General features: G+C 53.6%; 9 protein-coding genes. 4 read left to right on the top strand and 5 right to left on the bottom strand.

The annotated features are described in order from the left end of the window. The 3 genes from VEV40_RS07155 to VEV40_RS07165 form a co-directional block, all read left to right on the top strand. A partial coding sequence (locus tag VEV40_RS07155; protein ID WP_324831180.1) for a glycerol kinase GlpK occupies positions 1-1093 on the top strand: 1093 nt, incomplete at its 5' end. Next, entirely contained in the window at positions 1090-2655 is a 1566-nt protein-coding gene (locus tag VEV40_RS07160; protein WP_324831181.1) for a glycerol-3-phosphate dehydrogenase/oxidase, read from the top strand. The genes VEV40_RS07155 and VEV40_RS07160, both read left to right, overlap by 4 nt. A 68-nt stretch (positions 2656-2723) precedes the next feature. Then, a complete protein-coding gene (locus VEV40_RS07165; RefSeq protein WP_324831182.1) occupies positions 2724-3452 on the top strand; it encodes an MIP/aquaporin family protein in 729 nt (242 codons plus the stop codon). Here VEV40_RS07165 and VEV40_RS07170 read toward each other — a convergent pair. The 5 genes from VEV40_RS07170 to VEV40_RS07190 all read right to left on the bottom strand — a co-directional run bounded on the left by VEV40_RS07170 (position 3449) and on the right by VEV40_RS07190 (position 11991). Then, positions 3449-4153, bottom strand: a complete 705-nt coding sequence (locus VEV40_RS07170) for a mechanosensitive ion channel family protein (protein WP_324831183.1) — start codon at positions 4151-4153, stop codon at positions 3449-3451. The genes VEV40_RS07165 and VEV40_RS07170 overlap by 4 nt on opposite strands. Before the next feature lie 14 nt (positions 4154-4167). Next, on the bottom strand, positions 4168-5394 hold the full coding sequence (locus VEV40_RS07175; protein ID WP_324831184.1) for a hypothetical protein: 1227 nt from the start codon (positions 5392-5394) through the stop codon (positions 4168-4170). Positions 5395-5413: 19 nt separating this feature from the next. Further along, positions 5414-8728: a maltose alpha-D-glucosyltransferase gene (gene treS / locus VEV40_RS07180; RefSeq protein WP_414637823.1), complete on the bottom strand. Its 3315-nt coding sequence runs from the start codon at positions 8726-8728 to the stop codon at positions 5414-5416. 9 nt (positions 8729-8737) lie between these two features. Then, positions 8738-10732, bottom strand: coding sequence for an alpha-1,4-glucan--maltose-1-phosphate maltosyltransferase (locus VEV40_RS07185; RefSeq protein ID WP_324831186.1), 1995 nt, complete (start codon positions 10730-10732; stop codon positions 8738-8740). 272 nt (positions 10733-11004) lie between these two features. Next, the gene (locus VEV40_RS07190; RefSeq protein ID WP_324831187.1) at positions 11005-11991 is read right to left on the bottom strand and encodes a glycosyltransferase family 2 protein; all 987 of its coding nucleotides are present in this window, start codon (positions 11989-11991) and stop codon (positions 11005-11007) included. A 156-nt stretch (positions 11992-12147) separates the two neighbouring features. On the opposite strand from VEV40_RS07190, the gene VEV40_RS07195 reads away from it, so the two are divergent. Continuing rightward, a complete protein-coding gene (locus VEV40_RS07195; protein ID WP_324831188.1) occupies positions 12148-12531 on the top strand; it encodes a VOC family protein in 384 nt (127 codons plus the stop codon). Positions 12532-12635 lie beyond the last annotated feature (104 nt).

Raw genomic sequence — 12635 nt, forward strand, 5'->3', positions numbered from 1 at the left:
CAGCAAAATCGCATGGATACTGGACAACGTTGCCGGCGCAAGAGAAAAAGCCGAGGCTGGCAAACTGGCATTCGGCACCGTTGATGCCTGGCTCATCTGGAACCTGACCAGCGGCAAAAAACATGTCACCGACTACACCAATGCCTCCCGCACCATGCTCTTTAATATCGTGGAAGGCAAATGGGACGAGGACTTGCTGCGCCTGTTCCGAATTCCAGGCCAGATGATGCCCGAGGTTGTATGGTCGAGCGGCGAGATTGGTGAAGTGACGACCACCCTCGGCCTCGGTTCCGTACCAATAGCAGGCATCGCGGGCGATCAGCAGGCTGCGCTATTCGGTCAGTTATGCCTTCATCCCGGCGCTGCAAAAAATACTTATGGCACTGGCTGCTTTCTTCTGCAAAACATCGGCGAAAGATTCATTTCATCCAAACACCGCCTCATTACGACGCTGATATGCAGCCTAAGCAGGCGGCTCGAATATGCTTTTGAGGGCAGCGTCTTCATTGGGGGAGCTGTCGTGCAGTGGCTACGTGACAATCTCAAACTGATCCGCGCATCTTCTGAGGTAGAAGCGCTCGCTCAATCGGTTGAAGGCTCCGATGGCGTCGTCCTAGTGCCTGCGTTTGTCGGCCTGGGCGCTCCACACTGGGACGCACATGCCAGCGGTCTGCTCATCGGATTGCGCCGCAGCACACAGCCGGGACACATTGCCCATGCAGCGCTTGAAAGCATCGCTTTTCAGGTTGCTGACGTTATCGACGCCATGAATTCGGAGTCAGCCAGCAAATTTACCGAACTGCGCGTGGATGGCGGCGCGGCAGTCAATGACATACTCATGCAGTTTCAGGCCGATCTTCTCGGAATTCCCGTGCTGCGTCCTGCGATAACGGAGACAACCGCTCTCGGGGCCGCATACCTCGCGGGTCTTGCAGTCGGCTTCTGGGAAAATCCACAGCAAATCTGGTCACAGCGAAAGAACGACATGCGGTTTGAACCAAACGCGGACCAAAGCAAAATCACCGCAATGCGCAAGTGCTGGCAAAAGGCCGTCGAACGTTCAAAGCGTTGGACTGAGGACGAGCCTGCATGAACCGTGAACACATGATCGCGCGCATCGCGCACCGGACCACGCCCTGGGACATAGTCGTTATCGGAGGCGGAGCAACCGGAGTGGGCGTTGCTGTCGATGCAGCGACACGCGGCTTCGACGTGCTATTGCTCGAAGCCAAAGACTTCGGCAAAGGCACATCCAGCCGCAGCACCAAGCTAGTGCATGGTGGCGTTCGTTATCTTGAGCAAGGCAACGTTTCGCTGGTGATGGAAGCACTCAAAGAACGTGGCCTCCTGCGCCAGAACGCTCCGCACCTGGTCAGAGACCTTGCCTTCGTTGTGCCTAACTATTCGTGGTGGGAAGCGCCCTTCTACGGCATAGGACTGAAACTCTATGACATGCTCGCCGGGAAATACGGCTTCGGCAAATCGCGTGTCCTTTCTTACGAAGAAACGCTGGAGCGTTTGCCTACTTTGCAAACTGAGGGGCTACGCGGCGGTGTAGTCTACTACGACGGCCAGTTCGACGATGCTCGTCTTCTCATCCATCTCGCGGCGACCGCAGCCGATCACGGCGCGGCGCTCGTCAACTACATGCCGGTCACTGACCTGCTCAAAGACGAGGAAGGATATATCGACGGCGTTATAGCGCACGATGATGAAAGCGGCACTGAGCATAGAATTCAGGCGCAAGTGGTGATCAACGCAACCGGGATGTTTACCGACCACATCCGGCAGATGGCGGACCCTGAAACTGTCCCGATGATCGAGCCTAGCCAGGGTATTCATCTAGTTTTTGAGCGGTCTTTTCTCGAAGGCGATACCGCAATCATGGTGCCGCACACGAGCGATGGGCGTGTGATGTTTGCGATTCCGTGGCACGGGCATACACTCGTCGGCACTACTGACACGCCGATTGAGGAGCCATCTTACGAGCCGCGACCGTTTGAGCAGGAGATCCAGTTCATTCTGGATACAGCGGCACTCTACTTGAGCCGTCCGCCAAAACGCAGTGATGTGCTCTCGGTCTATGTAGGTATTCGTCCGCTTGTGAGGTCTGGCGGGCCCGCCGCGAAAACATCGTCGCTCTCACGCGACCACACGATTCATGTCGATAATTCAGGATTGCTCACCATCACTGGCGGCAAGTGGACCACCTACCGCCATATGGCAGAAGATTGCGTCGATCACGCCATTACCCTAGGAAGATTGCGCGAAGAGCCCTGCGTTACCAAGACGCTCAAGATTCACGGCTATCGAAAAGATACAGAAGACCTGGGAAGTCTTTGGATCTACGGTTCAGACGCCGATGCAATCCGCGATATCGCAGCCCGCGATTCCAAACTGGGCGCGCCGCTGCATCCTGATCTTCCCTACATCGGAGCGGAAATCGCATGGGCCGCACGGCAAGACATGGCGCGCACTGTAGAAGACGCCTTGGCCCGCCGGACGCGCGCGTTGTTTCTCGACGCACAGGCGGCAACAGAAATGGTGTTGCCCACCGCGCGTATTCTGGCGGAAGAACTACATCGCAGCGAAGACTGGATTACTCAGCAGGTTTCTGAATTCAAAACACTCGCAAGCCAGTACAGTTTGCGATGACTGGCGTTTCGCACACATGCTACATTGCTTACTCAAAAACAATCTTTTCTTAAGGTGAGAAGAAACGAATGAGATCGCCATTCTTCGGTGAATTTATGGGCACGCTGATACTCATTTTGCTCGGCAACGGCGTAGTTGCGGGCGTGCTGCTAAAGCGCTCGAAAGCAGAAAATAGCGGTTGGATGGTCATCGCAACAGGCTGGGCGCTTGCCGTGATGTGCGGCGTTTTCACCGCAGTCCTTTGCGGCAGCCAGGACGCGCATCTTAACCCAGCCATTACGCTTGCAATGGCTTTTCAGTCAGGCGATTACAGCAAGCTTGCGACCTATATACCCGCGCAAATGCTGGGCGCACTTGTCGGCGCAGCGCTCGTGTGGCTGCACTATTATCCGCATTGGAAAATTACGGAAGATGCGGATTTGAAACGACTGACCTTCTGCACGGCGCCAGCCATTCGGGGCTACGCAGCCAATTTCTTCTCCGAAGCGCTCGGCACTGCGGTGCTGGTCTTCGTCGTGGGATCGATGACCTCGAAGCTGGTGCTTTCGACTGGCCCTGCGGCCGGACTTTCGCCCTACCTCGTAGGGTGCCTCGTCTGGTCGATTGGCCTCTCCCTTGGAGGCACAACCGGCTATGCGATCAATCCTGCGCGCGACCTTGGTCCGCGCATCGCGCATGCCGCGCTTCCCATCGCTGGTAAAGGGCACAGCGATTGGAGCTATGCGTATATTCCGGTCCTCGGCCCTTGTGTGGGAGGCATTCTCGCCGGACTGCTGCTCCGCGCTTTGGGCGCTTAGAAGTGGTGCAGCTTTTCTTCTACCTGCGACTCCACAGGACGGTTTGCCTCGCGCTCCAGCGACCGGCTTACCAGATCGCGTGAACCGAGACCAACGGCCAGCGCGAGCGCAAGGACAATTCCGCCGAACAGGATGCCGAAGGCAAGATCGACAATCTCCCCACCGATCGCCAGGTGATCAAGCACCATCGCTGCCGTGAGCACAAATACAAGCCAGCGAACGCCGGCCGCAAGCAATCGGGCATATTGCAGATTCATATTGACCGCGCTGATCAGCACGCTGCGCGACAGAAAACGACCAATAACAGTCCCGAAAAACAGCAGCACCGCTGCACCAATCACACGCGGAAGATACGCAAATACATATGCGGACAACCCTGACTCTGCTGATGCTGCTTCAAAAGCAGATACCCCAACAAGAACACCAACCGTTACAAACGACCAGAAAACGATCCGGGTAACCAGAATCGTTGGCGTATACGCTGGAGTCCATTCCGTCAAAGTGCTCGCGCCTGAGATAGTATGCTCATCAAATCTCACCGCAATGAGTACGCGCCGGACAATCATAGCGGCCAGCCATGCAATCACCAGGAAGATGATCAATACGAGCACAAACGCAAGAATCCCGGGCAGCAGGGTCGCGATCTTGGTAAAGACCCGCCCCATGGATCCGCGCAATGATTCTTCAACTTGTTGCCACATCGCTTTCTCCTCCTCTAGGGATTGAACCGATCCGGCCATCTCCAGCGCGACACCAGATACGGTTTTGCTTCTTCATAAGTCCTTGCCAGCTGTTCGAATCTCTGTTCAGCAGCCAATGGCGAGCGCGCCGCCATTTCCTGCACGTACGACGCCACCCATCCCAGATAAAGAGGAGTAAGCGCTCCCATAAGATGTCCACGATTGATCGTGCGTAATCGATATGCCAGGGCAAAGTCATAAACAATGCGAGCCCATAACTCATCCGGCATCCGAAAAGACTCCGGCGCACTGCGGGCAAGCTTTCTTAGTTCAAGCAACGTAGCCGGAGGCAAAACCAGCCCCCACACTTCCTGCAAATTGCGTGATCCCAGTATGAAAGAATCAATTAGCGGCTTTGCATCAACTGGCTCGCCACCTGTGATTTGCTGGTCGATGTTTCCCGAAGTTGCTGTAGGGTGGGAGCCACGAACACGCTGCCAGTAAGGTGCATAGGTTTCCATCTCTGTGAAGGCTGCACCGGCCACATTTGCCAGCACGGCACTTAATTCAAGCCCTTCGGTCTGAGTTGAGTGATGTGCATCTACATTTACTTGACATGTCTTGTAATTGCTGATGGCAGCGACCACAGAGGGCCACATCAGTGCTCCATCACCGTGCTCACGGGATCTGACAGGCACGCTGAGTTTCTGAAACATGCCGGGTGAACAGCCGATGTCCTGCGCCAGCGGATATCTCACGCGCTGGCCATATAGGGCGCGAACCAGGGGAGCAAGAATACTGTGATTAAGAAGGCCGTCGAACTTTCTTGAGGGATAAACCGGCAGCACCAGATCACATTGTTTTTCCAGGACTGGCCCGGTAAGCATCTGCACTCTCTCGGCGCTCAACATTAGCAGGTCTGCTTGAAGAGCGACGCAGACTTTCGCATTTAAATCCAAAGCGAGAGAACATATTGCTTTCAGTGCGATTGAGGAAACGACCCACGGAAAATTGACTGGACCGGATGCTGCAAGAGGATAGGGCACCAGGTCCGAATTGGCCGCTTCCACCTTCCCGCTTTCGGGATATGCAATCATGATGCGCGAGACTCCGCTGCTTTTCCGCAACCCATCCAACAGGGCAGATGCTTGCTGTTGAAGGGCTTCCGCGTTTACCGCGCCAGAAATACCAACGAGCAGATCCACTTCGCCTGCTTGTTGTATTTCCGCATTTGCTTCCTGGGCCAGGTCGCTTTTCGGCATCTGCTCTACCTTCTGTTTGCTATGGCAACAGTGACAAAATTCCAGTCAGCGGAATATGTACCCAATCGGGACGATTGTTCAACTCATAGCCAAGCTCATAAAGCGCCTTGTCAAGCACATAAGCGTTCAGGACAATCTGAAAATCATTTTCATTGCCCGGAACTATAGGCGACTCAGCCAAGTTGCTCCGATATGCCTGCAGAAACTCCTGTGACACGGCAGAAGTCCAGAGCTTTGCCCATGGTTCCATTTGCTGCCGGTCTTCAGGCCGACGGGCCGTATACCTGGCCAATCCAGAAAATGCCGCATAGTGAAATGACCGCAGCATCCCCGCTACGTCTTTCAAGGGCAACTGCTTCTGTCTTCGTTCAGCAAGTGGGCGGGCCGGCTCGCCTTCAAAATCCAGAATCACAAAATCAGCTTTTGCCCTCAATACCTGGCCGAGATGATAGTCCCCGTGAATCCGGATTCGGACCAGATTCTCTTTTGCTCTTGTAAGATCGCGGAATCGAACTGCTATATCACGCCGCCTCCCCATCACCAGTCCACCTAATACAACTACATCATCCGGAAGGCGGGAAAGGTTGCCTTTTAGTAACTCAATAGCCCGATCGGCGTCTCCTGCCATCTCTTCGCTTATCAGTTCCAGGTCGTTCGGCAACAGAATTTCCGGGCGAAAATCTTCGATTTGCTCCGATGACGCAAGCGCGAGATGCATCTCCGCAGTTCTGCGTCCAAGCATCGCGGCGGCTTCCAGATAGAAACCCGCATGGTCACGTACTGAGTCGCTCGCAATGGCCGCCTGGTGTTCTCCGGGCAGCACTGCTCGGGCGCAGCTTTCGAAATATCGATCTAGCTCCTCTAATGTCCATTGCCATCCATCACCCTGATTGGCGACGAGCCCTTGCAGCATCGCTAAGGTCGCAGGTGGCTGGTCGCCTCGCAAATATTCTATGGAACCGCCATATGGCGCTACTTGGGTGAAGTTCGTATGCTCAGTGAAAAATCGGGCAATTTCGGTATCAGGATTCGACCCGAATTCCAATTTGCGGAAGCACTTCATAATAAGGCGGTCGCCAAACAGGACTGACGTATTGCTCTGTTCAGCGGTACTACGCTTCGCCGCCATCTCACCATCTGCTCCGTTCATCAGTCCAGGTAATAACTTGCTGGCTGTTCCTCGGATGGTTCCGTATTTGCTTTGCAGCGTCTCATTTTGCGAAATCAGCGCTAGAAGGGCTTGGCACGCGCTTTCAGAATTCAGGGAGTCGCATAGGAAACCTTGGCGGCCAAACGAAAGAACAGATGCTACAACTGCATTTGCATTTTCTTCTTTTATCTGTTGCCCAGCTTCGTCATAGAAAAGACTCAGAGGCAGGAAGTAGCTTTCCGCCCCTCCCCGATCAAATTCGACATTCACAACCGTCAATATGGAGGCTCCATTGTCAATCGAACACCAATCTGTAACCGCCGCAGACACGATTTGTCTTGATTTGGAGCCGAACCATCTTTGCCGCGGCAGGAATTCCGGCAGAATTGCTGTTCTCAGCAACTCGAGATTTGCATCGGCAAATAAAGCTTCCCAATCGCCTTCACGTTCGGTTTCAAGCGCCGCTCCCTGAGTTTCGTCGTTCGAATTACTCCAATCTGCTCGCGCAGGCTGAAGTTCGAGCCAGAGGAATCCATAGGGTCCGATTGTCAGTGGGTATGCCTGCTTCATAATGACAGGAAATTCGACATAGCCCAGCATTTCAACGGGGATCATCCCCTCAAATTCTGACAGGTCCAGTTGCACAGGCTGCGCAAAACGTGAGAGATTCGCCAGGCAAAGCACTTGTTCAGAGCCATATTGGCGCACGTATGCGAGTACTTTTCTGTTTGCCGACGGCAGAAATTTCAGCGTTCCACGGCCAAACACCTGAAACAGTTTGCGCAAGGCGATCATGTTACGCATCCAGTTCAGCAGTGAGGAGGCATCACTCAACTGAGCTTCCACATTGATCGCCTGATAACCCCATACAGGGTCCATAATGACCGGGCTATAAAGCTGTGCAGGATTCGCGCGAGAGAAGCCCGCGTTTCGGTCCGCTGTCCATTGCATCGGTGTGCGAACGCCATTGCGGTCGCCGAGGTAAATATTGTCACCCATCCCGATTTCATCACCGTAGTACAAAATCGGAGTTCCCGGAAAAGAAAACAGAATGCTATTCAACAGTTCGACGCGGCGACGGTTGTTATCGACAAGCGGCGCCAGCCTGCGACGGATGCCGATGTTGATGCGCATACGCGGATCGGCGCTGTAAGCCAGATACATGTAATCACGCTCATCGTCCGTCACCATTTCGAGCGTCAGCTCATCGTGATTTCTCAGGAACAAACCCCATTGGCAGTTCTCAGGAATTTCAGGTGTCTGCGCCATGATCTCCGTAATGGGTAGGCGGTCCTCCTGACGCAGCGCCATGTAAATACGGGGCATCAATGGAAAATGAAACGCCATGTGGCATTCATCGCCATCGCCAAAGTAGGGACGCACGTCTGTCGGCCATTGGTTCGCTTCGGCCAGAATGACGCGGTTGCTGTACCCCTCATCCATCGCCGCGCGGATTTTCTTGATGACAGCATGCGTTTCAGGAAGATTCTCGCAACTCGTGCCATCGCGTTCAACAATATACGGAATTGCATCAAGACGGAGCGCGTCAACACCCATATCGAGCCAATATCGCAGGACCATCAGCACCTCTTCCAAAACTTGCGGATTGTCATAGTTCAAATCCGGTTGGTGTGAGAAGAAGCGGTGCCAGAAATACGCCTGCGCCACCGGGTCCCATGTCCAATTGGATTTCTCGGTGTCGGTAAAAATTATGCGAGCCTCTTTATATCTCTGGTCTGTATCACTCCACACATAGAAATCACGTTCAGGCGAACCCGGCGGAGCGTGTCGTGCCCGTTGGAACCATGGATGCTGATCGGACGAATGGTTGATGACCAATTCGATCATCACTTGCAGGCCACGGCTGTGTGCCGCGTCAAGAAAAGCTTTAAAGTCATCCAATGTTCCATAGCTTGGGTGAACAGTCAGATAGTCAGCAATGTCGTAGCCGTCATCCCGCAAAGGAGACGGGAAAAATGGCAGAAGCCATAGGCAGGTCACGCCCAGATCCTGCAGATAGTCGAGTTTTTGAATCAGACCCGGGAAATCGCCAATGCCGTCATTATTGCTGTCGGCAAAGGCGCGCACATGCAATTCATAGACAATTGCATCCTTGTACCAGAAAGGATCACTCGCACTGCCAGCACTTTTTACTTTTTTCAATGGAATCGCATGCGCGCCCATAATTAGCCGTCACAAGTAGTAATCAAAGTCCTTCTCCGTTCTGATGCGCCGCATTACGCGAAAAACATGCGCCGGAATCTCAAAAGGAGAAAGCTCCACATAGTTCCTTGGGCCTTGCCACAGATAGCGTTCATCTGCCAGTTGATCGTGTATCTGGAATGGCTCGTGCGCATCCACCCCCAGTTTCACCAGATCCAGGTCAACCCATCCTGCCTGTACATGAACAGGATCCAAACTTACAACGATAAGGACCACATTACTACCGTCCGCACTTCTCTTGCTGTAGCAGATCAGATATGGGTTATCAGTCGCATGGAAAGACAATTCATGGTTCGTCTGCAGAGCAGCATTCTCATGCCGCGCTCGGTTCAGATCACGAATTAAAGGCGCGAGGCTCTTCTGATCATCAAGATTCCAGTGCTTCAACTCATACTTTTCTGAGTTGAGATACTCTTCGCCGCCACGTTTGACAGGAAGATTTTCCAATAGTTCAAAGGCCGGACCATAGACGCCGTAGTTGGTTCCCAAAGTAGCAGCCAACACCAGCCGCGACATGAATGCAGCCCTGCCGCCCATCTGTAGTTGTTCCGGCAAGATATCTGGAGTATTCGGCCAAAAATTTGGCCGAAAATATTCTTTAACCTCGGCGTTAAACAGGTGATTCAGGTATTCGGTCAATTCCTGCTTTGTGTTCCGCCAGGTAAAGTACGTATAGGATTGCGAGAATCCAAGCTTGGCCAGCCTCTCCATCACCCGGGGACGGGTAAATGCTTCGGCGAGAAACAGCACATCCTTATGCTCCCTCTTGATCTCGCCGATCGCCCACTCCCAGAACGGAAATGCTTTTGTATGCGGATTGTCAACACGAAAGATGCGAACGCCGTGCTCAATCCAGAATATAAATACATCCTTCAGCGCATCCCACAACCCAGCCCAGTCTTCGCTCTCAAAGTCGAGGGGATAAATATCCTGATATTTCTTTGGTGGATTTTCCGCGTATCGAATTGATCCATCGGCACGGTGCTTAAACCACAATGGATGCTCTTTCACCCAAGGGTGATCAGGAGAGCACTGAAATGCTATGTCCATCGCGATTTCCAGCCCGAAGCTCTTCGCCTTCGCGATGAACAGTTCGAAGTCTGGTAGAGTGCCGAGTTCTGGATGGATTGCAGTATGCCCGCCCGCCTGCGAGCCAATCGCCCAGGGGCTGCCAACGTCCCCGGGCTGTGCTGACACGGAATTGTTTTTGCCTTTACGGAAACTCGACCCGATGGGGTGAATCGGCGGTAGATACAACACGTCGAAACCCATCCCGGCAACGTATTCCAGTCTCACTTCTGTATCCTGAAATGTCCCGTGTTTTCCGAGCGCAGGGGAGCAGGAGCGCGGAAACATTTCATACCAGCTTGAAAACCGCGCCCGCTCGCGATCTACCACAACACTCAATTCCCTGTCGTATCTTGTTTCAAAATCCGTGTTGGCATAGCGCTGCATAGTTGCGGTAAGCTCCGCATCCAGCGCTGTTTGCTTAGTCTCTTCATCTCCGCTTTTCACGCGTAGAATATACGCCCATTCTTTCAGCCGGATTGCGTCTTCATCTACGGCTCGCAGCGCCGCCTGCTCAATTAACATCGCGCCCGTCTGTAATTCGAGAGCGACATCCTGCGCGGCCTCAAGCCGCTTGATCAGGTCGCTTCGCCACGTTCCGAAGTGATCAACGCTTCCCGCAATGGTATAGAAAAACTCACCGAGCTTGTTGACCTGAAATGCGGCCCGCCAGCGATCGTTCCCCAGAGGTTCCATTTTTACGCGGTGCAGCTGGGTTTCACCCTCATGGCGGAACAGAAGATGGCAGGCAATGCGGTCATGCCCGTCCCCGAAGACATTCGCCTCCACATGGACCGTGTCTCCAATAATCCGTTTGATTGGGAAACGTCCCGCGTCGATCTCGGGATCAACGCCTTCTATCACTACGCGTTTTCTTCCATCCACAGGCTTCATCATGATCGAACCGTTCTGGCTGAATTGAACACACAGCTATGCTTATGCCCCGCGGACGGCGGAATACTCATCTCTAACAAGATGCCGCCTGGCGCAAATTCGTTCGTTACGGTCCGCAAGAAATTGCTGAGTGCGTGTACGCGAAGACTAATATACGCGATGACGGGTGTCGCAAGTGTAGGATAGCCAGAGATAACAGGCGTCGTAGCGATCTGAATTGAGCGGATAGATGGTGGCGTCGTACGCTGTCTTGACGAAGCCGACGCCCAGAGTAGCTAATTTTCCTGGAGAAGACTCGGTTCTTCCGGAGAACGCAACCGCACCAGTCGATCAATGGTATACGGAGCGCGCTGGGTAGCAGTGTGATAGTGCCGCACCTGCAGCTCGCCAAGCAAACCAATCGCCAGCATTTGAATGCCGGCCAGAATCAATACTCCTGCAATCACAAACAGCGGGCCATGCTGGTCCATCACATGCTGATGCGTAAACACCTTCAACAGCAGAAGGAAGAATGAAATTGCGCCGCCACCAAGCATGCTCAATGCGCCAAAACTGCCAAAGAAATGCAGCGGACGCGTCATATACCTGAGCAGGAATCGAATCGTCAACAGATCAAAGAAGACGCGGAATGTCCGGCCAATTCCGTAATGCGATTTGCCGCGCTCGCGATTTACGTTCTTGATCGGGATCTCACAGATGCTCGCTCCATACCACGAAGCCAGCGCTGGAATAAATCTGTGCATTTCGCCATAGAGCGGGATGTTGTGGATCACTTCGCGGCGATATGCCTTGAACGTCGTTCCAAAATCATGAATGTCCACGTCCGAGAGCTTTGCCATCAGCCAGTTGGCGCAGCGCGAAGGAATACGGCGCATGACGAAATTGTCGATGCGTTCCTTGCGCCATCCGCTCACAACGTCGTAGCCCTCTTCGAGCTTTGCCAGAAAGTTCGGAATCTCATTCGGGTCATGCTGCAAATCACCGTCCATGGCCAAAATGAACTCGCCCTGGGCGTGGTCGAACCCCGCCGCCAGCGCCGATGTTTGTCCGAAATTGCGGCGCAGCTTTACAACCAGCACCCGGCTGTCTACGGCGGCAATCTCCTCCAGCAGCTTATAAGTACGATCATTGGAGCCGTCATCCACAAATACCAGTTCAAAACTGTCCCCAACCTGTTCCATCACCGCCTTTAAGCGGTCATAAAGAGCGGTGACATTGTCTTCTTCGTTGTGGAAAGGGACGGCGATGGAATACTTAGGCATATCCATATTATTATAGACGTTCGACTTAGCCAGACCGGTTCAAAAGCTTGAGAAAAGTACCCAGGGCTGCACCCTGTCACTGCAGACACCATACTGTCAGCAGGCCCGGCATATGTTCCTTATGTGAGTCATTCTTAACTCGTCAGAAAGGACCGTATGCCAACCTTAGAGGAAACCGTCACATCCGCCATCACCTGGTTTGAAATTCCTGCAGCTGACTTTCCCCGCGCTATCCAGTTCTACGAAACGATTTTCGGAGCAGCGCTGATTCATCAGGCAGCATGGCCGAACCTCGCCATCTTCCCCTACCAGAAACCCGGCATCTCCGGCGCCATCGCACATGGCGAAGAGTTCAGGCCGACCGGCGATGGCGTCATCATCTACCTCAACTGCGACGGCAAGTTCGACGCGGTCCTCAACCGCGTGGAAAACGCCGGCGGAACTATCGTTGAGCCGAAGAACCACCTTCCCGGTGTGGGCTGGGTGGCACAGATCCGCGACAGCGAAGGTAACCGGATCGGCCTCCATGCGGCAGCGTAACTACAGTAGTCGGTTGTTAGTCTTCAGGTCACAATTGCCGCATCATCAATCGATGGATCGGGGACTGAGAACTAACAACTGGGAACTTGCCGCAGTAGTATTAG

Origin of the sequence: Alloacidobacterium sp. (assembly GCF_035631355.1) — a bacterium.
Taxonomy (GTDB): domain Bacteria; phylum Acidobacteriota; class Terriglobia; order Terriglobales; family Acidobacteriaceae; genus Alloacidobacterium.